Source organism: Bacillus sp. 2175 (assembly GCF_057812155.1).
In genome coordinates this window covers 1,231,282-1,253,790 of the sequence record NZ_CM173819.1, presented here as the reverse complement: position 1 = coordinate 1,253,790, position 22,509 = coordinate 1,231,282, and the positions used below count along the sequence as shown (strand labels likewise).

Here is a 22,509-nt window from a genome sequence, read left to right as displayed (position 1 = left end):
ACTCTCACCTCAGCGGTTCACACCTACCCTTCTTTAACTATTATGTTGCGCTATTCTCGTTTATTTAAGCAATCTTCTAAATGTTTCACTTCCCATATTATGCTTCACAAGAATAATAAATTTTGTTCAATTTTTTTCCAAAACTATGTATTTTTTTTGAACTGTATATAATGTCCTCGACATCATTTTACAAAATCAACCGCTACTTTGTCATGTTTTTCTCAAAAAAGAAGAAAAGTTGACAAAAATAAAATAGGAAAGTGACATGCACTCTCCTATTTTATTTCTCTATGCATATGAATGTAAACCGGCAATAATTAAGTTTACTACAATAAAGTTAAACATAATGATTGCAAAACCAATTACTGCAAGCCAAGCTGATTTCTCTCCATGCCACCCTTTAGATAATCGTAAATGTAGTACTGCAGCATAAAAGAGCCACGTTATAAGTGCCCAAACCTCTTTCGGATCCCAGCCCCAAAAGCGCGTCCACGCTATTTGAGCCCAAATCATCGCAAAAATTAATGCACCTAATGTGAAAACTGGGAATCCAATTGCAATAGATCGATATCCGATTTCATCTAGTAAATCACTATTCGTATTCTTTACTAACGGCTGAAGTGCCGCCGATACTCGCTTCCGTAAAACGAGTCTTAATACAATATACAGTAATGTTCCAACTAACACTGACCAAATAACAGTATTTAATTTTTTTGCATTTACAATTGCTGGAACTTCAACTGCCGGTTCTAATTTATTTTCTGTCAGTAACTTCCCTTCATGCGGTCCAACTAAAGCCGGAAGATTGTACTTCATTTCCAGTTGTTGTTCATTTTTATCAATCCATTGAAACTTCGCTTCATATTTCATACTAGAAAATACCGTTGTTACTCCAATAAATCCAACTGTACAAACAAGTGTAAATACTACCGTCTCTAGCCAAAATGTACGTTTACTTCTCGTCGATTGATCTACATTTTTCAATAAATACATAACGCCTGTAATAAAACTAATCGCTAAAATGGCTTGTCCTGCTGCTGCCGTCGTCACGTGAATATGTAACCAATTACTTTTTAAAGATGGAATAAGCGGAGATATTTCCCTCGGAAACATACTTGCATAGGCAATTAATAAAAGCGCAACTGGTAATGCAAATAGTCCGATTATGCTTACACGGTACATAAAATACATGACAATAAATGCTCCTACAAGCATCATGCCGAAAAATGTACCGAATTCAAAAAAGTTACTAACTGGCGCATGCCCTGATGCAATCCACCTTGTAACAAAATATACTGTTTGTGCTATAAACCCTAAAATTGTAATCGTTATTCCTACATTTGCCCATTTATGACCCTTTTCTTTAATGGCTCCTCCAAAAAATAGAGTCGCAATTAAATATAAAATAAATGCGGTAAAGAGAAAGTTACTACTTATTTGCACCATATCGTTTCCCCACCTTAACTAATTTTTTTATCAATTACTTTATCATTTGGCTGTGGAATTGTTGTACCTTCTATTACTCTTTCAATATCTTTCTTTAAACCGAACCAATTTTTATTTGTATGCCCTGCAATCCACCATTCATCATTAACACGTTGTATCCAAATACGGCGATGATTCCAATACATACCTTGAATGACACCAACCATAAATATAAATCCTCCAATGCCGAGAATCCAAAGCGTTAAATCTTTTCTTACAGTAAGTGCTGTTGCATTTTGCATTTCAACACCTGCAAACGACATTTTATATTTGTTGTTTCCATCTGGTTCTATATTTTGCTGAATACCAACAAAACTCACTTCGCCATCTGGTGTTTCAGGTGTAAACATTTTAAATACAAATGCAGGATTGTTTGGTAATTTCGTTTTCGTATTTGGTTTTCCATTCTCATCAAAATAAAAATCAGGAAAATAGCTTAATAGTTCTAGAGAATAACCAGTTCCTAAATCATATTTTTCCTTAGGATTCGTTAAATCTACTTTAATCGGTCCCCACTTTTGATTATTTTCTTTATTTTGTAAGTTAAAGGACATACTTTTAAATTCACTTTCTTTATAATCCACTTGATACACTGCAAATTGATCAAATTTCAGTGGTTCATTCACTCGAATTTCCGCTTCTTTTACTTTTTCTAATTTCGGTTTTTGTCCTGCTATATTTTCTCCTACTGCTTTATATAATACGGCATTCGTTTGGAAGTTTTTCGCAATCATTTTATCGCCTACACGATTAATCGCTTCATCAAAAACTTCCTTGTCCTTACTTTTATCATAAACTTCTTTTATAAATTTCTCGTTTTTTAAGTAGTATTGTCCATCCGTCCCTGGTATCTCTTTCGTTTCACCGTCACGTAACCAAAGTGCTTCGTCTACGTACATACTCGGTAAAAAACGAAGCATCGCACCGAATAAAAAGATAATAAGACCGATATGATTTACATATGGACCCCAACGCGAGAAGCGTCCCTTTTCTGCTAAAACGTTTCCGTCTTCCACTTTCACGTTATAGTTTCTTTTCTTTAAATTCTTTTGCACTCTTTCCAGGTCACCTTCTTGCGGTGTACCAGTCCCATATAATCTCTGTCTCTTTAAAAAGCTAGGATGTCTTTTTACGCCTTGCTTTTTTAAAGCTTTATAAAGTGGAATAACACGGTCTAAACTACATATCACAAGTGAAATACCGATAGAAGCAATCAAAATCATATACCACCATGAACCGTATAAATTATTAAACCCTAATTGATAGTATAATTGTCCTAAAAATCCGTATTCTTGTTTATAATATTCAGCTGGTGCAATCCCTGGAGTTATGTACATTTCTTGCGGAAAAATAGTTCCTATCGCTGATGCAGCTAAAGTTATTACGATTAGCCATACACCCACTTTTACAGAAGAGAAAAAGCTCCAAATTTTATCGATTATCGTTTTTGTCTGCGTGAGAGATCTCCGTGCACTCCCCTCATAGCGCATATCCAATAGTTTTGTATTTTCATTGCTTTCAAATGGTTTCCCGCAAGCTTCACAAAAAACGGTTCCTATCGGATTAACATGTCCACATTCACATTTAATTTCTTTCAACACTCTCACCGCCCCTGTATCTATATGTACTATTGTATATTCTAACCTCAAGTTACCGCAATACTCAGAATTTTTAAACCAGAGGCACTATAGACACGCACCCCTTATGTAAAGGCTTTCTTTATTACGGAGTAATTTTCTTTAAATACCCTTCTAACTGTTCTTTCGTTTGTTCACCTATAATTTGCTCCACTACTTTTCCATCTTTATCAATCAAAAAGCTTGTCGGTAATGGACCTACTCCATATGTTCCTATAATCTTTTGTCCTTTATCAATGGCAACTGGGAATTTCAAACCATACTGGTTCACAAAGTTCTTTACTGCAATATCCGTTTCATCTGCATCTAACGCTATGATTTCAACACCTTTTTCTTTATACTTTGGATATAATTCATTCATATAAGGCATTTCTTTTTCACAAGGTTTACACCACGTGCCCCAAAAGTTTAAAAATACACCTTTTCCCTTTAAATCTTTTAGTTCAATTTTCTTCCCTTCTAAATCCGTCACAACAAAGTTAGGTGCTTCTTTTCCGATTTGCATTTTCTCTTTATTAGCAAAGAATCCTTGATAAAGGGTAAATCCTACAGCACCACATAAAATGAGTAGAATAATAACGCGAAATAATAAGCGATTTTTCTTCATATTACTTCTCCTCTCCTCGATAAATGTTATGTATTATCTTCTGTAAATGTTGTATTGAATAAATCACCAGCAGAGCACTCCACTGGTGAATTTTTAACTCTATAGCTTATCTTGGCTTTGTAGAAGCAAGCGCGCGTAATTGTTTCACCTCATGTGGTGTCAATTCTCTCGCATCACCAGGTCGCAGGCTTCCTACTTCTAAGAAAGCATAACGTTCACGTTTTAATTTCACTACTTTACAGTCTAACGCTTCAAACATACGACGTACTTGACGATTACGTCCTTCATGAATTGTTAATTGTACAATAGCCATCTCTTTACGCTTGTCCCAAGAAATAATTTTCACACGTGCTGGTGCTGTTTTACCGTCTTCTAACGTAACACCGCGTTCTAACATGCGAATTTTCTCACCTGTTAATGGCCCTTTTATTTTTGCAACATATGTTTTTTCAACTTTATATCTAGGATGCATTAATACGTTTGCGAAGTCCCCATCGTTTGTCATTAATAATACGCCAGACGTATCATAATCTAAGCGTCCGATTGGGAATAAACGTTGTGTAATTTCCGGGAAAAAGTCCGTTACAACACTTCTTCCTTTATCGTCTGATACACTTGAAATTACGCCAGTTGGTTTATATAGTAAAAAATAAACAGGTTCTTCTTTTTCAAGAGGGATGTTATTTACTTCTACTTTATCTTGAGGAGTTACTTTTGTCCCTAACTCTTTCACTATTTTCCCATTAACTTTCACTTTTCCTTGCTGAATTAATTCCTCAGCCTTTCTTCTCGATGCAATACCTGCTTGCGCAATCACTTTTTGTAATCGTTCCATTTCTTTTTTTCACCTCGAATTTATCTTACCTTACATTAGAAAGACTTGGCAACCGCATACGCTTTACGGCTATTCGCTTCATCTTACTTAAACAACATAGCGATGATAATAAACATATAAAGGTCAAATCATGTTTTTACCCTTTATTATTGTCCATATTTTTCATATTTCTCACAATAAAAGTTCATCATTTTGTCAAAAATACCACATAAAAAAACCACTATTAAGCTACACCTTAATAGTGGTCGTATACGTATTATAAGCGAAATAGCGTAAAAAATGAATAGTATTACTGAAACAATAAAGAAACGAACACAATTGAGCATATAATCCCGATTAAATCTGCAAAAAGTCCTACTTTTAGTGCATCACCCATTTTTCTAATCCCGACCGCTCCAAAATATACAGTTAAAATATAGAAAGTCGTATCTGTGCTCCCCTGCATCGTAGAAGCCAATCTCCCAATAAACGAATCTGGCCCATATGTGGCAATTAAATCGGTCGTAATACTTAAACCAGCAGAGCCTGAAATAGGGCGTATAAGTGCTAGTGGAACAATTTCTGCTGGAACATGGATCAAATCTAACATTGGCTTCATTACCGATATCATTGCATCTAACGCACCTGAAGACCGGAATATAGAAATAGACACAAGCATTCCAACCATAAACGGTAAGATGGAAATTGCAATTTGAATCCCTTCTTTTCCTCCCTCAACGAACGATTCATACGTCGGTACTTTCTTTATTGTGCCATATAAAAGGATAAAACCAATTACACAAGGAATTACCCATAAGGAAATTGTATTTACAATACTCATTTTTTCCGCCCCTTTCTACTCCTTCTTCGGTAAAAATAGCGGTCAATCCAAATTGCTCCAATCATAGAAAGTACTTGTGCAATAAATGTTACCCCAACAATTTCAGTAGGATTCGCTGATTCATACGTCATTCGAATGGAAATGACTGTCGTAGGAATTAATGTAATGGCTGATGTATTTAATGCTAGAAACGTCACCATAGAACGGCTCGCCGAATCCTGTCCTCCATTTAACTCTTTCAGTTGTTCCATCGCTTTAATACCAAGAGGGGTTGCTGCATTACCTAGACCAAAAAAGTTTGCCATCATATTTGATAGAATAAATCCCATGGACGGATGATCCTTTGGTATTTCTGGAAACAACCTTTTTACTATCGGCATAAAAAGTGTAACTAATTTTTTTAACAATCCGGCTTCCTCTGCAATTTTCATTAAACCGAGCCAAAATACTAAAACACTAATAAGTCCTATACAAATCGTTACCGCATCTTTTGCTCCGTCAAATACAGCTTTATTCACTTCTTCCATCGTGCCATTTATCATGGCGTATACAATCCCAATGACAGCCATCGCTACCCATACGAGATTAACCATCGTTCCCAACACCTATCATGTAAGAAAAAATTTCTTTCACATTATTCCAGTAAAGTCCCGTTGTAGCTACTAACTTCCGTTTACTATAAAATAAATTCCGTTCTCCAACTTTTTCATTACCAACATAAATGTCTGTCTTCCCAACCTTTACTCCATCCGTAAGTTTTATACTTTTATGGAGTTCAACTTTTAATACTACGTTCTTTTTTTCTTCTTCAGTTAACGGTACCGAAAAACTATTTTTCGTATAAACATGGTTGGCATACTTCTTTTCATTTATTTCAGCAATTGCTCCTTGTCCTAAAACTTTCGTTTGTTTGAAACGTTCAAAACCTTTATCAAACAAATTCATATGATCATCCCAATCACTAGAGGCACTCAAAGTTACGACAATTAAATCTAGTCCATCTTTTGATGCCGTTGTCACAAGCGTTCGCCCAGCTTTCTTCGTAAAGCCTGTTTTTCCTCCTGTTGCAAATTCATAATAAGACGTTACCAGCTTATGTTTATTTTTCCACGGGTAATCCCAAGAATCTGATTTATATGTTTTGGTTCCAAAGATTTTCTTAAATGTCTCGTTTCCCATTGCATATTTCGTTAATAATGCCATATCGTAAGCAGACGAATAATGTGATCCATCTCCATCTAAGCCATGAGGGTTTGAGAAGTGCGTATCTTTCATTCCAATTTCTTTCGCTTTTTGATTCATTAAATATACGAATCCATCTATACTCCCACCCACACTTTCAGCAATTACTTGCGCTGCGTCATTACCAGATCTAAGCATGAGTCCGTATACTAAATCTTCTAACTTCACTTTTTGTCCAGGCTTTAAATAGATTGCCGATCCTTCCACCCTCACCGCTTCATTACTAACTGATACCATTTCTTTCATCTTCCCTGATTCAGCAGCTAATAAAGCGGTCATAATTTTTGTTATACTAGCAATTTTTTGAGGCTCATGTTCTGCTTTTCCGTATAATACACGACCAGACTGTTGCTCCATTAATACAGCATTTCGAGCACTGACATTGCTGTTCATCTTTGCATATGTAGGAATCGGCATAACGCTTGCATACATCATAAGAAGCGTAATGATTACACAAATTCGTCTCATATTTCCCCCCACGTCCTTTTGGCACTTTTTGTACAAGTGTATGCTTGGCCTTTTAAAATATGAACGAAATCTTCCTTCTACTTCCATTAAAAAAGACGCAGAGAATTTGCGTCTAATATGGTGTCCATTCAATTTGTTTCGCAGTTTCAAACCTTTTTTCTACATCAGGCCAATTTACAACATTCCACCAGTTTTTAATATATTCATCTTTTCGATTTTGGTATTGTAAATAATACGCATGTTCCCAGACATCTAGTACAAGGAGCGGTATCGTATCCCATTGTGTAAATAATTGATGAAGTGTACTTTGCAAAATTTCTAACCTTCCAGACCGGGGTACCCAAACGAGAATTGCCCAGCCTGAACCTTCTACTTTAGAGGCCGCTTCTGTAAAATGTTTTTGGAAACGTAAAAAGCTCCCAAAATCTTGTTCAATTTGTTGTGAAAAAGCTCCTCTTGGACTTCCACCACCGTCTTTTTTCATGTTATTCCAAAATATCGTGTGTAAGTAATGACCTGACCCATGAAAAGCCGCTTCCCTTTCCCAATGCTTAATTAAATCAAATTTATTTGTTTTTCTCGCTTCTTCCATCATCTTCTCTGCTTTATTTAACCCTTCCACGTAACTCCGATGATGTTTATCATGATGTAACATCATAATTTCTTTAGAAATATACGGTTCTAATGCATTATACGGATAAGGTAATGGCGGGAGTGTATGTCCTCCAATTGGGACAGCTCGTTCACTATCCCCTCTTTCATATAATTCATATTCCTCTTCTTCTTGCATAAATACTTCCTGCAAGTGATGCTGAATGTGTTCTACATCATCGCTTATTTCATACATAAACTCTGCATCTGTTTCATACTCATGCTCTTTCATACGCTCTAATAACGTCTGAATTTTATAAGCAAGCATATGGACATCATACACTTCCATTGCGCGGCTATCTAATACGTGAAGAACACTTTCACACCAATTTTCTACTTCATGAAAGTAATCTGTAAATACACCTTGCTGATTCATGTTGCACCTCCCTAATGCTATCCACTTAACTATATTCAATGAAAATCCCTTATATAACTGTACAAAAGGAAAAGAAGCTAAGTCACCTTAGCTTCTTTTCCTCAATCAATATTTGTGTAACATCTTTGTCTGATAATCCGTCTCATAATATTCTAGTTCTTCACGCATCAATTGAAATTTACCTTCTAAACTCTTCATCACTTGCTCCAAAGATGCAGGTGGTGTTTGTTGAAAAACGATAGAATTTTTCCCTGTATATGCAGACCGACTATTTTCATACCAATGATCACTCTTCGGTGAAAAAAACTCTGCAATTACTTGATGGTAAATCTTATATAAAATTTTTTCAGCTGCTGTTTTTCGAAATGGCTGGCTATTCAACAAAACAAAACATGCATCCTGTCCTTCTTCGCAAAAAACGAGAAGTCGTCTCATTGATGCTAATACCCCTTTATAATATTGCTCATTCCCTGCTGGTGTTTCCTCTAATAAAGAAGGTAACGTATGATAATTTACATAATTGGTTATCAAATTAATAGCATCTTCTAAAAATATAGAAACTTGTTCTGTTTGATTTTCAACCATCAAATTAGACATTTTTCTCTCTCCTTTGCCATTTCACGCTATTTCTACTCTTTTATTTTTATGTAATTCAGCCAATATTTCTTGTACTTTCGACACCGTTCCCTCATCAAAATATTGTTGAAATTCTTCCATATTATTTAAATACAAACGTTTTTGCGCACGAAGCTCCTTATCTTTCACTAAACAACATATCGCTACAATATCACGCAAATATATGTTTTGTTCTTCTACTTTATACACTGGATTTCCTTCAAAAGGAGTAATTTCTTGTAAAACTTCTTCAAAATATCGAACGTATAAAACCGAAAAAGTTTTCTCTTTACCATTTAATATATATGTCACTTCAGATCTGTTAAAAAAATCTTCTGATGTATTAGGTTTCGCTTTTTCTAACTCATATCCTACATAACCTTTTATAATCATATACTCCCCTCCTCCTTCTTTCATCTTATTCTAACTTAATTTTCTGATAAACAAAATATTCTTTTAAATATACCTATATAAAAAATAGCTCGCCTATACAGGAATTTACCTTTTTATTTTTCTTGAAGTTTGTCATAATAATATTATTGTCTCAGTTTTCTTATACAAGGAGAGTTGTATTTATGTCGTTTTCATGGAAACGTTTCTTACAAATCGGGAAAATTGTCTTCCCATTTGTTGTATTAACAATTGTATTCTTTCAAGCAAAAAAAGAATTAGCGGGCATTTCTTTTTTAGAAGCGATTGATACAATTAAAAACATTCCAACTGGAGGAGTCTTTTTAGCAATTACACTTGGTGCATTCGCTGTATCAACAATGTTCTTTTATGACTATGTTATGCTTCGTTACTTAAAAGCTGATATCCCTGTCCAAAAGATTTTCCGTATCTCGTGGATTGCTAATACTTTAAATGGATTTATCGGGTTTGGTGGTCTTGTTGGAGCCGGCGTACGCACAATGCTTTATCGTCCATATATAAAAGAAAATGGAAAACTTATTAAAAGTATCGCTTGGATGACAACTGCCTTTATTAATGGATTAGCCATTCTTTCATTTCTTGGTCTCATCGGAATATTAGACACGAGATTTATTTTGCATGAAAAACCATGGCTATGGCCTGTTCTTATCTTCTTCGCTCTTTTCGTCCCTATATATATCGGATTTTCTAAATTAAAAAATAGAAAAGCGACGCAAACAGAGGAACAAGAAGAAGAAGAGGAGAAAAACCCAACTGTTTTATACTCATTAGTTTCATTAGTCGAATGGGTATCTGCTGGTATTGTTATGTACGTCATATTACTATTATTTGGCATTGAAATCGAATTCCAAAAGTTTTTAGGCGTATATGTTATTGCTGCTTTAGCTGGTGTCGTTAGTCTTGTTCCTGGTGGCCTTGGATCATTTGATCTTGTCTTCTTAACTGGGCTTGGGCAATACGGCATCGATACAGGTGTTTTACTCCCTGCTATGTTATTATATCGTCTCGTCTATTACATCTTGCCCTTCTGCCTTGGTCTCATTTTTGCAGCTTTTGAAATGACAGGAGTAGCCATTAAAAAGTTTGAAGATAAACCTTTTATTGCGCCTGCATTAGAGACAACTGGTGTTATATGGACTTTGCAGCGTGACTTTCTAGGAAAGTTAGGTTCTTGGGCATCTGCTGCTTTAACAGTATTTGCTGGCTTAATGGTTATTTTATCAACCATTCTACCGACAAGTATAAATCGGGCACACGCCTTACATATTCTAGCTCCAAAACATCTTATTCAATTTTCTTTTAGCTTATCGCTAACATTCGGTATTCTCCTCCTCATTCTTTCGCGGGGGATATATTACGGAACAAAACGTTCTTATTATATGACGATTGTTTCTTTAATCGGAGCGGCTATTTTTAACACACTAAAAGGAATTGATGTTGAAGAAACTTTTATTTTATTAATCGTACTCGCTGTATTGTATATGCTTCGTAAAAGGTTTGTACGTGAGAAAATGGAAGTCTCACTTTCCGATATCGTAAAAGTTTTTATATTCCTACTTGTAACGTTATATTTATATAAAAACTTAGGTATTTTATTTGCAGGTGCAAAAGAAGCTTTCAAACCTGATTTTGTCGTTCGTAATATTACACAAGTGAAACGAAGTGCATTAGCAGCTGCCTTTTTTGTTCCTACTTTTTTACTAATTGGTTCACTCATTGCAAATCGTTATCGAAATGAATTTCCCGGGCAACCAGCTAATGATAAACGATTACAAAACTTCTTAGATGAACATGGTGGAAATGTACTTAGTCATTTAGGTTTTTTAGGAGATAAACAGTTCTTTTTCAGTAGTGATGGAAAAGCACTCATTCTCTTCTCAATAACTGGAAAACGACTTATTGTACTAGGTGATCCAATTGGGGACCCTTCCTCCTATCGTACTGTATTGCAAGAGTTTTTAGCTGAGGCTGATCGATTTGGATACATTTGTGTATTCTATCAAATTGAAAGTAAATGGATGAGTTTATACCACGATTTTGGTTATAACTTCTTTAAGCTTGGTGAAGAAGCTGTTGTTGATTTAAATACCTTTACAATAACAGGAAAGAAACGCGCTGGCATGCGAGCTACTTTCAACCGTTTTGAAAGAGAAGGCTATACATTCTCTATTCATGAGCCACCTTTCTCCGACGAATTATATGAAGAGTTAAGAAAAGTTTCAGATGCATGGCTTGGTGGAAAAAAAGAGAAAGGTTTTTCACTCGGATACTTCGATCGTGAATATATTAGTCGCGCTCCTATCGCAACATTATCTGATTCGGATGGAAAAATCATTGCATTCACAACATTCATGCCTGTATATCAAAACGGATCATTATCTGTCGATTTAATGCGATATTATCCAGATGCGCCTAGCGGCATTATGGACGCAATTTTCATCCACTTATTCCAGTGGGCAAAAGAAAATGAATACCACTCCTTTAATATCGGTATGGCACCACTTTCAAATGTTGGTTTATCCACACAGTCTTTCTGGTCTGAACGAGTGGCTGCTGCAATCTTTAATAACGTTCGTTATACGTATAGTTTCAGCGGATTACGACATTTTAAAGAAAAATATAAACCAGCATGGAGCGGTAAATATTTAGCATTTAGGAAGAATCATTCTTTACCAATTACAATGCTCTCTGTAACAAAATTAATAGGAAAAAGAAAAAACAGCTAAATTCTTAGCTGTTTTTTCTTTTTTGAACTTGTACAATAAATTCTTTTTCATACTTCTTACCATTTATATAGAAATTCCCCCACATTTTATACGTGCCCTCGGCAGGAAATGTAATTCGGTATTGTAATTGTTCATCCGTATCTACAGGCATAGCGTATAAAAAATTCTCCTTCGTTTCATCCACTATATAGAGTGACTCTACTTCTCCTCTCTCTGAATGCAATTTCAATTTTTCACCCTTTTTCGCTTGAAACTGAAATGTTAACGTAACTGGTTCATTCGGATGTAATGCGCCAAATAAAAGAGAAACTTCATACTCTCCTATTTTTTTTGTAAGTACACTGTCGATTGGAAATTTCACTTTTTTCTTATTGTTCTCCTCTTTCGTTCTACCAAAATTCTTCCTAGCGAATGACTCTACGGACTTATTTTTATCTTCGTATAAAAATATTGTATATTCTTCGTCTTTCGCTATTTTGGAAGATAACTTATATGACCCGTTCCCTGCAAATGTGGGTTTAATTTGTTGTATGTTTTTTAACTGTCCATCTACAATCACTGCCCGCATTTGATCATTTACACCACGAATTTCATTATTCTTGTTGTTTAACAACTGAAATACAATATCTACTTTCTCATTTCCCTTTCCATTTGAAACATCCCACTTTACTTCCTGAACATCTCCTACAGTCTCTTCGTTTTCTTGATATTTTTTTATGTAAAATCCTCCTGCCACAATAAGTACTAACGCAATAAGCCCGATGACAAGATTTTTCAAAACATCACCTACCATTTTTATTGTCTCTATTCATACAAAACTTCTTAAGATATATATTCTAGATTATGATTTATGAAATCCTCCTATTTTGCACATATTACAAATAATAAAAAGATTTTAATTGAAAGGATTCGTAGTGTATAATGCAAATGATATTGATTTCTATCAATACATTATAAGGAGGACTTTTTTATGAGTGTACATATCGAAGCAAAACAAGGCGAAATCGCTGAATCTATTCTATTACCTGGTGATCCATTACGTGCAAAATATATCGCTGAAACATTTCTAGAGGACGTTACTTGCTATAATAATGTGCGTGGTATGTTAGGTTTTACTGGAACTTATAAAGGAAAACGTGTATCTGTTCAAGGTACAGGTATGGGTGTTCCTTCTATTTCTATTTATGTAAACGAATTAATCCAAAGCTACGGAGTTAAAAATTTAATTCGCGTTGGAACTTGCGGTGCAATTCAAAAAGATGTAAAAGTTCGTGATGTTATTATCGCAATGACGGCTTGTACTGATTCTAATATGAACCGTTTAACATTCCCAGGATTTGATTTTGCACCAGCTGCAAACTTTGACCTTTTAAAGAAAGCTTATGATGCTGGAACTGAAAAAGGATTACACGTTCGTGTCGGTAACGTTTTAACAGCAGATGTGTTTTATCGTGAAAGCATGGACATGGTTAAAAAACTTGGAGATTACGGTGTATTAGCAGTAGAAATGGAAACAACTGCTCTTTACACATTAGCAGCGAAATACGGTGTAAATGCATTATCTGTATTAACAGTTAGCGATCACATCTTCACTGGCGAAGAAACAACATCTGAAGAGCGTCAAACTACATTTAACGAAATGATTGAAATCGCTTTAGATGCAGCAATTCAACAATAATACACTAAAGAACTTGTCATACGTCTGGCGAGTTCTTTTTATGTGACTTTTTATAAATAACTACTTTATAAAGAGACAGATTTCTCCCCTCTACTTTCTTGTAACGTTTGTTATAATAAAGTGAAACTTTAATCAGTGGAGGTTTTTTCCATCCCCCACTGATTATTAGTTGAACCAATCGGATTTTACGGGCAATTGTTTTCCCACTTAACTCCCTTGTATTCGCCGAATTTTGAAGTGGGAGTCTTATTGCCCGTTAAAGCGGGATAAAGAAATCATTTACAGTATTTCTCATAAGAGGTGACGTAGTGAAAAACAGAAGTATCGTCTTTAAACTATTTTTATTAACATCCACTTTATTTACAATCATATTCCTACTTTTTTTCCTAGGACAATCTCTATTTTTAGAGAAATTTTATATTAATAAGAAAGTAAAAACAGTCCAAACTGCTTTTGAAAAATTCGTAGATAATTATGATAAAAGTGATAAAAATTATGAGCAGGTTAGAAAACTAAAACAAGAATTTCATGATAAAACAAATGCCGATATGCAGTTTTTGGACTCTAACGGTATTATTAAAAGTGATAACAATTACTATATCGATGTATTTAATCCCAACAATAATAAACAGTATTCCATTCCACTCAATAATCTTTTAACACCAGAAGAATATAATAAATTCGAAAATTTAGGTTTAAAAAAAGATGTAATAATCAATGTTGATGGAGTCGTACAAGAGAATAATATAATCACACCACAAAAATTAGGGACGAATTATAATCAATGGCAGAACGAACATTTCTATTCGGATTTTCAGTCAATTAATGGTAACCCTTCTAAGAACAGACTTGCAAGCCGATACAAATCTACAACTCGAATCGTCTTTACAGGTGTTATAACTAAGTTACAGCTCCCATCCAAAGCTGAGGTTCGTCTTGCAAATGATATTGAAACATTACAAGCCGTTCAATATTTTGCAGATATGATTAGAGAGGGAACTTCTAACTCGAACCAATTAAGTACTTTCATATTAGATGGCGGAGAAAATATAAAAAATAGTATCTTTGTAAAACCGATTATAGAAAATGGAAGGATTACAGAATACGCTTTTGCGATAGCATCTTTGCAGCCTGTTAATGAAGCGATGCTCGTTTTAAAAGATTATTATGTCTATGCCTTAATCATCGTGTTTCTCGTAATTATTTTGTTATCCTTCTACTACTCAAAAATCATTGTTAAGCCATTAATTAAAATAAATCGTGTTACAAAAAAAATGGCTAATTTTGATTTCAGCGAGAAATTACCTGTTACAGCTGACGATGAAATTGGCGGGCTTTCTGGCAGTATCAATACATTATCTGTAAATTTAAAAGATCGAATCGATCGATTAAATGTTGCTAATACAAAGTTACAACAAGATATTGAACGTGAACGTCAATTAGAAAAAACAAGAAAAGAATTCATTTCTGGCGTATCACACGAATTAAAAACACCGCTAAGTGTAATTAGAAGTTTTGCAGAAGGAATTAAAGATGGTGTTAGTAAGGATACTTCGTATTATACTGATGTTATTTTAGAAGAAACAGAAAATATGAACAGGCTGATTGTTGAAATGTTAGAATTAGCAAAGTTGGAATCTGGTACTTACAAACTAGATATGACGACGTTCTCAATCGGTGAATTAACGCAACAAGTCTACACAAAATTATTATTTAGCATGGAAGAAAAACATTTACAAGTGAACATCGATGCAGACCCTTCTATACTTGTTAAAGCAAATCGCAGTCGCATTGAACAAGTAGTTGTGAACTTACTAAGTAATGCAATCCGTTATACGCCAGAGGGAGAAAAAATACAAGTCTCCATTATAGAAGCAGAAGATACCGTAAAAGTCGAAATCGAGAATACAGGAAACCCTATCCCTGAAGAAAGTCTTGAAAAAATTTGGGATCGCTTCTATCGTCTAGATGCATCACGTAGCCGTCACACCGGAGGTACCGGTCTCGGATTATCTATTGTAAAAAACATCTTAGACCTCCATCATGCCGAGTATGGTGTGTATAATACGACTAACAGTGTTGTATTCTATTTCAATTTACAAAAAGTAAAAGAAGTCAAATAATTTGTCTTAATTTCACTAGGAGTTCACATGAAATTCACACTCTCCCTTTATAGTAAGAAACAAGTTAATCCTTTCCTTTACACATATAAAAGAGGAGAGTGCGTGAAATGAAACAAGCAGGACAACCTATTCAAAATGAAAAACAATTAGAAACTATCAAAAATATACTTTTACAATCTTCGAAACGTGATGGCTTATTATTCGTATTAGCTGTAAATTCTGGCTTAAAAGTAAGTGAAATCTTACAATTAAAAGTTAGTGATGTAATCGATGAAAATGAAAATGTTCGCCATTCCATTTTATTTTACAATGAAAAAGTGAAGAAACATAAATGGTTTGCTGTAAATGAAGACTTACAGCACGCAATCGAAGACTACATGAAAGAACGTAAAACTTGGAAACGTAATGAACCATTGTTAAAATCTCAAAAAGGAACAAAATCTATTACGAGACAACATGCATGGTACATTTTAAACAAAGCCGCAAAAGAAGTTGGATTAGAAGGGATTAGCTCACATACACTTCGAAAAACTTGGGGTTATTGTGCATACAAATCAGGTGTTGATATTGCGTTTTTACAACACTTCTTTGATCACAGTACTCCATCAAAAACTTTAAAGTATATCGGTATTGCTTAATAACTCTTATACATAAAAAAGGTTACCATTTTAAAATTTGGTAACCTTTTTTATATTTCGTATTCTCTTTTCTTGTCTCTCCTATACTGTAGTGGTACTCTAATAATAAGGGGGAGAAATTATGAACACACTTACAATTGAATTACCAAAAGAAACGGCTGAAAAACTTGATTTATTAAAACAAGCTTATGAAAAGAAGACAGGTGCTTCTATCTCTGAGAGCACTCTCGTTCAAACACTTATCTCAAAAGAATTTATCCAAGCGATAACTCCTTTTGATTTACAACAATTCGTCAATGGAAAAGAACAGCATTAATCGCTGTTCTTTTTTTATCTCTATTTAAAATATATAAAGTTTTTTATATATTTTTAGAAAAACCATTGACAATGATAATGATAACCATTATCATTTATTGTGAAGCCAACAATTGATGAATCAACCAAACGCTCAGTAACATTGTTACCCCTCTTTTTCATATAGAAAGGCACTGTACATTCCCCCTGTTTGTACAGTGCCTTTCTTGTTTATTATCATTCAAAAAAATTTAATTGCTCCGGCTTCGGCTCACCATATGTAATATTCATCATTTTCATAAGCTGTTTCGCATTATCTGCTGCATCCCCACCTGAATTGTTGTTAAACAGTACGTATATATCCTTTGTTTTCTTTTTTAATTGCTCTAGTCGTTCAACCCATTCTTCCAGTTCTTTATTGTTGTAGCGATATAAACAGCGAACCGCTCTCCAATTTTCCCCTTTATCAAGCCAACCATGAACATTTCGACCGTGAAAACGTATTAATGCCATGTCTGAATTCGTAACCTCTAACACGAGTGGCACAGAACCTATCCCAGCCTGTGGTTCATCACAAATTGTATGAATCCATTTCTCCTGTTCTAGAAACTGTAACGTCTTATCTCTCATTTCTGGATAAAACCATGTTTGATTTCGAAATTCTATTGCACATGGTAAACCTTCCATTTTTTCTTTCGTATATCGAAGAAAATCTACATTTTTCTTTTTGCAATCAAACCATGGTGGATATTGAAATAAAATTGTTTTTAATTTATCAGCTTCTATTAAAGGAAGAATAGACTGTTTATACACATCAAACATCTCATCGAACGTAGAAAAAGGAATTTCACCTTTCATATGTCCCGTCATTCCTTGATACGCTTTTACGACAAAAGAAAAATCTTTCGGCGTTTCCATTGCCCATTTTATATAATTTCGTGCAGGTTGCATCGCGTAAAATGAACTATCCACTTCCACAATAGGAAAATACTCGCTATATGTTCGTAATTTATTTCTATTTTCATAGGGATTTATGTATAAAGAATCATGATCTCCCCATCCTGTCACTCCAATAAACAGCACATATACCCCTCCCTTTTAACTTCATCTTCAATTCACTTTCCAAACACTTTGCATCATGTAGCCTTTTCTTTAAGAGTATCCTTATAAAAATATGATATACTATATGGAAGAATTTTTAAAATGAGGGGTTATTTATTTATGCTTCCAAACGATGCTACTGTATCTCATGAAAAACGAATTGAAGAACTAGAAAATAAAGTACGTTTTTATGAAGAACTTGTGAATCAATTACCACATCATTTCACATACAAAAATCCACATATTGGTTTACGAATAAAGAAAACTAGAACGACTCATTCCATTCAAGAAATACCAAAAGAGAATAAAGAGGCTCATTTTCAACTTACTTGTGATTCATTATTTTTATTTGAACAACTTGAAAAACACTTTGTACATATTTTTGATGCCTTTTCACATCATGTAACCTTTATCGATAGTAAAGGGAATATTACTTTATGTAATCAAGTTGCTGCAGATGATTTCGGTATAATACGAAATCATATTATCGGAAAACCGATTCAACAATTACTAAACTTGCCGGAAGAAAAAATTAAAGCAATTGAAACATTAAAAACGGGAACAGAAATATATAATGAAGAAGTTTTAGACAAAAACTATGGCATTATAAATAACCGAATTATTCGCGATTATAACGGGGAGATTTTTAGAGTTATTAGTGTCTTTCATTATTTAAATACAGAACGTGATGCAGAGAAGTTTTCGTTAGCAGGGCGAATCGCAGCTGGAATTGCACACGAAGTACGAAATCCTCTTACAACAGTACGCGGATACTTACAATTTTTACAAGAAAGCATTTCTCCATCAAATAAAGAGTTATTTAAAAACTTGCTTATCCCTGAATTAGATCGTGCAAATAATATTATTACAAAATTTTTAGCCATTTCAAAAACACGGGAATTTACAAGAGAACCGTTTCCCATCAATACATTTTTACGTGACTATATTCAACAGTTACTAGCTAGTGAAGTTTCCTTGCATAATATTTCAATTGATTATAACTTCTCTAATGAATTAGATGATATTTTAGTCAATATTGATCGACATGAACTTGTTCAAGTGTTTTTAAATCTATTTCAAAATGCCGTCGATGCTCAAGGCGACAAACCTCTTTCTATTCAAATTACTAGTTATCGCCTTAATAACTTCATTCGGATTACTTTCACAGATAATGGAATTGGTATTCCTCCAGCTATTCAAGAATATATCTTTGATCCATTCTTCTCAACGAAGGATTCGGGAACAGGACTAGGCTTGTCAGTAACAAAAAAAATCATCCAAAATCATAACGGCACATTAAAAATGACTAGTAATGAAGATGGTACAACTTTCACTATTTCAATTCCAATCTTACCTAAAACAACCCTTGAAAAATTAAATCAATGTAAATAAAGGACTAATCCACGAACTACATGCCAATTGTTAAACACTCCCAACAATTAGCATGTAGTTTTTTATGTTGCACTTTTCTTCTTTACATTATATAAACCTTTCTCTATATCTTACTTATTTCTTTCGTAGGTGGGCCAATTTCTTATTTTTTTTAGAAATGGTAATTTGTCCATCACGAATTTAGTATAAATTTCATTTTAATATATAGTAATGACTGATGATTCTATGAAAGAAAAGAATGAAAAGATGAACAATAAAAATAAAGGAAAAGTATTTTATGGTAATGATTGTTGCGAAGTAAGAGCATGTAACCATATTAACATCCCTAAGTCAGAACTTACAGAATTTGTTAGACTTCTTCAAGCTCTTGGTCAAGCTATTCTAGTTCAATATGGATTTGGTTGCCTAGGCGGAGGAACTACGGGGACTACTGGTGCTCAAGGGCCTCAAGGCGCTCAAGGACCTCAAGGCGCTCAAGGACCTGCGGGCGATACAACTGCGACACTATCTGTCTTCCGAATTTACTAACCACAATTTCCGAAAATATTTTGGGAGGACTAAGCACATTTATAAGTAATAGATGTGATTTTGATTGTCTATTAAATCTCTCTTTTAATAAAAAGGAGCACTTGTTTGGGAGGATAAGTGCTCCTTCTTTACGTTTCTTTACCTCAAATTTACTCTATCTTAATCCTCATTTTGTATGATAAATAATGAAGTCAAAGATATGAAAGAGGGATGAAAAATGAGAGTTATGTCACCGATACGCATTTGGATTGCTCTTATGGTATGCATTATTTTATGTGTAGGATTTTTTTTAACTCTAAAATATTCCACTATTTCAAAAGCAGATAGAAAAACTGTTCCATACAAAATTTTGTATACGAAACAAAGCAACATCCCTTATTCCAATGCAACAAAAAATGAAAAGAAAGTTATAACGGGAATGCTTATTACGAAAGCTTCTAGTTCCGAAGCGTTACTTCAAATTGCTGAAACGATTAAAGATCAGTATACAAATAAAAAAATCGATGAAATTACACTTTCTATCCACAATGAAAATAATGGTAATTACGAAGAAGAATTACCTTACGAACCTATTAGTAAAGGAAAAATAATTGTCACATACGATTCTCAATCCTTTGGCAATACGAACATTATACTTAACGAGTAGTAACTAGTACGGAGAAGGGATAATTTCAATCGTTTAAAGTTTCATTTTGTTTTTCATACAAAAAAGAGGCGAATTTCATTATTCGCCTCTTTCTTTTACCAAAATGAAGGAATCCATTCTTTCACTTTATCAATCCACTCTTGTTGCTCTTTTTTTCTTTGTTGTTCCTCTTCTTTCCTTCTCTTCTCTTCTTCTTTTCTTCGTTTTTCCTCTTCTATTGTAGTCAATTGTTTTTTATAATCAGCCTCAGATATGAGCGATAACTGAAATGCTTTTTGAGCTGGATTTGCGTTCGCTTTTTTCATAATATCCCGGAACATTGTCGTCGTAATTTGACTACCACCCGGAACATAATGATCGCTATCTGTTTTATCATATCCTACCCAAATCGCACCTACCAAATCTGGTGTGTATCCAACAAACCATGAATCCTTTGCGCCGGTGCTTGGGCCATTTACAATTTGAGTAGTTCCTGTCTTACCGGCCGTATCAACATTATTAACTTTCGCCTTTTCACCCGTTCCCTTTTCGACAACGCCTTTTAATAAATATGTCATCTTTTGAGAAATTTTCTCGCTTGTCACTCGTGTCTCTTTCTTATACCACTTTCCAATCGTTTCACCTTCCGCATTTTGTATCTCTCTAATCGCATGAGCTTCCACTTGAACACCATCATTTGCAAATGTACTATACGCTTGAGCCATTACAAATGGGGATGTTCCTACATGCATACCGCCTAAAGCGATTGGATACGTACGATCTTCTGGCACTAATGGAATACCAAATCGCTCTAAAGATTTCAATCCTTTATCTAATCCAATCTGTTCCAATAGCCAAACAGCCGAAACATTGTACGACTTTGCCACAGCTTCATACATTGTCACATCACCGTGAAAAGTATGATCGCTATTTTGTGGTTTATATTCTTTAATATTAAATGGTTCATCCTTTAATATATCGTATACTTCATACCCTTGTTCTAAAGCGGGTACATATACAGCTAGAGGCTTTAATGTTGAACCTGGCTGTCTTTTTAATTGCGTAGCATGATTAAATTGTAAAAACTGATATGGTCCTCTACCCCCAACTAAAGCTGGAACACCGCCTGTTTTGGGATTTATAAGGACTACACCTGTTTGCATAAGTTGATCTGAGCCACTATCTTTGAAATAACTATCATTATTCACAACATCTTCTACAGCTTGTTGTTTTTTCGGATCAAGCTCAGTATAAATACGATAACCACCTGCTAAAATTTCATTTTGTGTTAATTCGTATTTGTCCATCGCTTCTCTAACAATATAGTCTACATATTGAGAATATTTTCCCTTGTATTTATCATCCACACCACGTTTTAATACAAGACCGCTCTCTTTTTCTTTATTATACTGTTCGTCAGAAATATACCCTTGCTCTTTCATTAAGCTTAATACGACATTACGTCTTTCAATTGACTTGTTAAAGTTTTTATAAGGTGAATATGCAGATGGTGCTTTAATTAAGCCTGCAATCGTTGCAGCTTCTGAAATTGATAAATCTTTTACCTCTTTATCAAAATAAGATTTAGCTGCCCTCTTTATCCCCCAAGCACCTTCCCCAAAATAAATTTGATTCATATACATTTCAATAATTTCATCTTTTGTATAAGTACGTTCTATTTTTTTTGTTAAAAAGTATTCCTTTATTTTACGAGAAAATGTACGATCTTGTGTCAGAAATACATTCTTCGCAAGCTGCTGTGTAATTGTACTTCCCCCAGCTACAACTTCTCCTGCTGTAATATTTTTAAAAACCGCACTTATAATTCCACTATAATAAATACCATGATGGTTAAAAAATTCCTTATCTTCTACTGCAACAATTGCCTGAACCATAATATCAGGAATATCTTTTCTTTTAACGCCTTCTGTTTTCGAAGAAGCTAATTTAGTTGCGACCTCATTATTTGCATCATAAATTAAAGTCGGTTGTGGAACAGCTTGTTTTAGTTCAGATATGTCTTGAATGGAAATTATTATATTTACAGCAATAAATAGAGTAACGAATACACTTCCCAATACAATTAATGAATTACGAAGTTTCTTCCTCTTATTGAACCACTCAAGCATTTTTTTAAAATGAGTGTTCTTCAATTTCATTCGTTCACTTCCTTCATTTATTTACACTCTTCTTTTTAAAAGGAAGAATATACCGCCTTTTAAATTTATTATAATAA

General features: G+C 34.3%; 21 protein-coding genes. 8 read left to right on the top strand and 13 right to left on the bottom strand.

Going from position 1 to position 22,509, the window contains the following annotated elements:
- Window positions 1-288 precede the first annotated feature (288 nt).
- From resC to ACXKY9_RS06770, 10 genes are all read right to left on the bottom strand, one after another.
- Window positions 289-1,446: a cytochrome c biogenesis protein ResC gene (gene resC / locus ACXKY9_RS06815; RefSeq protein ID WP_000250081.1), complete on the bottom strand. Its 1,158-nt coding sequence runs from the start codon at window positions 1,444-1,446 to the stop codon at window positions 289-291.
- 14 nt (window positions 1,447-1,460) lie between these two features.
- Window positions 1,461-3,086 carry a cytochrome c biogenesis protein ResB gene (gene resB / locus ACXKY9_RS06810; RefSeq protein WP_000910548.1) on the bottom strand — a complete coding sequence of 542 codons (1,626 nt, stop codon included), beginning with the start codon at window positions 3,084-3,086 and terminating at the stop codon, window positions 1,461-1,463.
- A gap of 121 nt (window positions 3,087-3,207) precedes the next feature.
- Window positions 3,208-3,729 (bottom strand): thiol-disulfide oxidoreductase ResA, encoded by a 522-nt coding sequence (gene resA, locus ACXKY9_RS06805; RefSeq protein ID WP_000742194.1) that lies wholly within the window; start codon window positions 3,727-3,729, stop codon window positions 3,208-3,210.
- A gap of 106 nt (window positions 3,730-3,835) precedes the next feature.
- Window positions 3,836-4,564, bottom strand: a complete 729-nt coding sequence (gene rluB, locus ACXKY9_RS06800; RefSeq protein ID WP_000440556.1) for a 23S rRNA pseudouridine(2605) synthase RluB — start codon at window positions 4,562-4,564, stop codon at window positions 3,836-3,838.
- A gap of 289 nt (window positions 4,565-4,853) precedes the next feature.
- Window positions 4,854-5,384, bottom strand: coding sequence for a spore maturation protein SpmB (gene spmB, locus ACXKY9_RS06795; RefSeq protein ID WP_000029514.1), 531 nt, complete (start codon window positions 5,382-5,384; stop codon window positions 4,854-4,856).
- On the bottom strand, window positions 5,381-5,977 hold the full coding sequence (gene spmA, locus ACXKY9_RS06790; RefSeq protein WP_000247812.1) for a spore maturation protein SpmA: 597 nt from the start codon (window positions 5,975-5,977) through the stop codon (window positions 5,381-5,383). Before spmA ends, spmB begins: the two co-directional genes overlap by 4 nt.
- Window positions 5,970-7,094 (bottom strand): D-alanyl-D-alanine carboxypeptidase family protein, encoded by a 1,125-nt coding sequence (locus ACXKY9_RS06785; protein WP_001252636.1) that lies wholly within the window; start codon window positions 7,092-7,094, stop codon window positions 5,970-5,972. The genes spmA and ACXKY9_RS06785 overlap by 8 nt, the downstream gene beginning before the upstream one ends.
- Window positions 7,095-7,206: 112 nt before the next feature.
- Window positions 7,207-8,121 carry a superoxide dismutase gene (locus ACXKY9_RS06780; RefSeq protein WP_001075739.1) on the bottom strand — a complete coding sequence of 305 codons (915 nt, stop codon included), beginning with the start codon at window positions 8,119-8,121 and terminating at the stop codon, window positions 7,207-7,209.
- A 105-nt stretch (window positions 8,122-8,226) separates the two neighbouring features.
- The gene (locus ACXKY9_RS06775) at window positions 8,227-8,718 is read right to left on the bottom strand and encodes a YpuI family protein (protein ID WP_000067556.1); all 492 of its coding nucleotides are present in this window, start codon (window positions 8,716-8,718) and stop codon (window positions 8,227-8,229) included.
- Between the two features lie 21 nt (window positions 8,719-8,739).
- Window positions 8,740-9,129: a hypothetical protein gene (locus ACXKY9_RS06770; RefSeq protein WP_000584363.1), complete on the bottom strand. Its 390-nt coding sequence runs from the start codon at window positions 9,127-9,129 to the stop codon at window positions 8,740-8,742.
- A gap of 182 nt (window positions 9,130-9,311) precedes the next feature.
- On the opposite strand from ACXKY9_RS06770, the gene mprF reads away from it, so the two are divergent.
- Window positions 9,312-11,894 (top strand): bifunctional lysylphosphatidylglycerol flippase/synthetase MprF, encoded by a 2,583-nt coding sequence (gene mprF, locus ACXKY9_RS06765; RefSeq protein ID WP_000010889.1) that lies wholly within the window; start codon window positions 9,312-9,314, stop codon window positions 11,892-11,894.
- Between the two features lie 4 nt (window positions 11,895-11,898).
- Here mprF and ACXKY9_RS06760 read toward each other — a convergent pair whose 3' ends face one another.
- Complete coding sequence (locus tag ACXKY9_RS06760) at window positions 11,899-12,687, bottom strand: DUF8832 domain-containing protein (protein WP_000232610.1); 789 nt, start codon at window positions 12,685-12,687, stop codon at window positions 11,899-11,901.
- Window positions 12,688-12,864: 177 nt separating this feature from the next.
- Between ACXKY9_RS06760 and deoD the strand changes: the two genes are divergently transcribed.
- The 4 genes from deoD (at window position 12,865) to ACXKY9_RS06740 (ending at window position 16,649) form a co-directional block, all read left to right on the top strand.
- Window positions 12,865-13,572, top strand: coding sequence for a purine-nucleoside phosphorylase (gene deoD / locus ACXKY9_RS06755; RefSeq protein ID WP_000110707.1), 708 nt, complete (start codon window positions 12,865-12,867; stop codon window positions 13,570-13,572).
- Between the two features lie 308 nt (window positions 13,573-13,880).
- Window positions 13,881-15,695 (top strand): sensor histidine kinase, encoded by a 1,815-nt coding sequence (locus ACXKY9_RS06750; protein ID WP_000797503.1) that lies wholly within the window; start codon window positions 13,881-13,883, stop codon window positions 15,693-15,695.
- Between the two features lie 107 nt (window positions 15,696-15,802).
- A complete protein-coding gene (locus ACXKY9_RS06745) occupies window positions 15,803-16,333 on the top strand; it encodes a tyrosine-type recombinase/integrase (protein ID WP_000806236.1) in 531 nt (176 codons plus the stop codon).
- A gap of 121 nt (window positions 16,334-16,454) precedes the next feature.
- The gene (locus ACXKY9_RS06740) at window positions 16,455-16,649 is read left to right on the top strand and encodes a DUF3924 domain-containing protein (protein ID WP_001094860.1); all 195 of its coding nucleotides are present in this window, start codon (window positions 16,455-16,457) and stop codon (window positions 16,647-16,649) included.
- Between the two features lie 215 nt (window positions 16,650-16,864).
- On the opposite strand, the gene ACXKY9_RS06735 is transcribed toward ACXKY9_RS06740, so the two are convergent.
- The gene (locus ACXKY9_RS06735) at window positions 16,865-17,710 is read right to left on the bottom strand and encodes a DUF72 domain-containing protein (protein ID WP_000897354.1); all 846 of its coding nucleotides are present in this window, start codon (window positions 17,708-17,710) and stop codon (window positions 16,865-16,867) included.
- Window positions 17,711-17,848: 138 nt separating this feature from the next.
- Here ACXKY9_RS06735 and ACXKY9_RS06730 point away from each other — a divergent pair, with 138 nt between their 5' ends.
- The 3 genes from ACXKY9_RS06730 to ACXKY9_RS06720 all read left to right on the top strand — a co-directional run bounded on the left by ACXKY9_RS06730 (window position 17,849) and on the right by ACXKY9_RS06720 (window position 20,294).
- The gene (locus ACXKY9_RS06730; RefSeq protein ID WP_000937239.1) at window positions 17,849-19,120 is read left to right on the top strand and encodes an ATP-binding protein; all 1,272 of its coding nucleotides are present in this window, start codon (window positions 17,849-17,851) and stop codon (window positions 19,118-19,120) included.
- Window positions 19,121-19,345: 225 nt separating this feature from the next.
- Window positions 19,346-19,648 carry a hypothetical protein gene (locus ACXKY9_RS06725; RefSeq protein WP_000660281.1) on the top strand — a complete coding sequence of 101 codons (303 nt, stop codon included), beginning with the start codon at window positions 19,346-19,348 and terminating at the stop codon, window positions 19,646-19,648.
- A gap of 217 nt (window positions 19,649-19,865) precedes the next feature.
- Window positions 19,866-20,294, top strand: coding sequence for a hypothetical protein (locus ACXKY9_RS06720; RefSeq protein WP_001265589.1), 429 nt, complete (start codon window positions 19,866-19,868; stop codon window positions 20,292-20,294).
- Window positions 20,295-20,389: 95 nt separating this feature from the next.
- On the opposite strand, the gene ACXKY9_RS06715 is transcribed toward ACXKY9_RS06720, so the two are convergent.
- Window positions 20,390-22,432 carry a transglycosylase domain-containing protein gene (locus ACXKY9_RS06715; RefSeq protein WP_000769239.1) on the bottom strand — a complete coding sequence of 681 codons (2,043 nt, stop codon included), beginning with the start codon at window positions 22,430-22,432 and terminating at the stop codon, window positions 20,390-20,392.
- Window positions 22,433-22,509: the final 77 nt, after the last annotated feature.

Coding starts and splice junctions, on each gene's coding strand:
- resC (WP_000250081.1), bottom strand. CDS start 1,446: ATGGTGCAAATAAGTAGTAACTTTCTCTTTACCGCATTTATTTTATAT.
- resA (WP_000742194.1), bottom strand. CDS start 3,729: ATGAAGAAAAATCGCTTATTATTTCGCGTTATTATTCTACTCATTTTA.
- rluB (WP_000440556.1), bottom strand. CDS start 4,564: ATGGAACGATTACAAAAAGTGATTGCGCAAGCAGGTATTGCATCGAGA.
- spmB (WP_000029514.1), bottom strand. CDS start 5,384: ATGAGTATTGTAAATACAATTTCCTTATGGGTAATTCCTTGTGTAATT.
- spmA (WP_000247812.1), bottom strand. CDS start 5,977: ATGGTTAATCTCGTATGGGTAGCGATGGCTGTCATTGGGATTGTATAC.
- ACXKY9_RS06785 (WP_001252636.1), bottom strand. CDS start 7,094: ATGAGACGAATTTGTGTAATCATTACGCTTCTTATGATGTATGCAAGC.
- ACXKY9_RS06780 (WP_001075739.1), bottom strand. CDS start 8,121: ATGAATCAGCAAGGTGTATTTACAGATTACTTTCATGAAGTAGAAAAT.
- ACXKY9_RS06775 (WP_000067556.1), bottom strand. CDS start 8,718: ATGTCTAATTTGATGGTTGAAAATCAAACAGAACAAGTTTCTATATTT.
- ACXKY9_RS06770 (WP_000584363.1), bottom strand. CDS start 9,129: ATGATTATAAAAGGTTATGTAGGATATGAGTTAGAAAAAGCGAAACCT.
- mprF (WP_000010889.1), top strand. CDS start 9,312: ATGTCGTTTTCATGGAAACGTTTCTTACAAATCGGGAAAATTGTCTTC.
- ACXKY9_RS06760 (WP_000232610.1), bottom strand. CDS start 12,687: ATGGTAGGTGATGTTTTGAAAAATCTTGTCATCGGGCTTATTGCGTTA.
- deoD (WP_000110707.1), top strand. CDS start 12,865: ATGAGTGTACATATCGAAGCAAAACAAGGCGAAATCGCTGAATCTATT.
- ACXKY9_RS06745 (WP_000806236.1), top strand. CDS start 15,803: ATGAAACAAGCAGGACAACCTATTCAAAATGAAAAACAATTAGAAACT.
- ACXKY9_RS06740 (WP_001094860.1), top strand. CDS start 16,455: ATGAACACACTTACAATTGAATTACCAAAAGAAACGGCTGAAAAACTT.
- ACXKY9_RS06730 (WP_000937239.1), top strand. CDS start 17,849: ATGCTTCCAAACGATGCTACTGTATCTCATGAAAAACGAATTGAAGAA.
- ACXKY9_RS06725 (WP_000660281.1), top strand. CDS start 19,346: ATGAAAGAAAAGAATGAAAAGATGAACAATAAAAATAAAGGAAAAGTA.
- ACXKY9_RS06720 (WP_001265589.1), top strand. CDS start 19,866: ATGAGAGTTATGTCACCGATACGCATTTGGATTGCTCTTATGGTATGC.
- ACXKY9_RS06715 (WP_000769239.1), bottom strand. CDS start 22,432: ATGAAATTGAAGAACACTCATTTTAAAAAAATGCTTGAGTGGTTCAAT.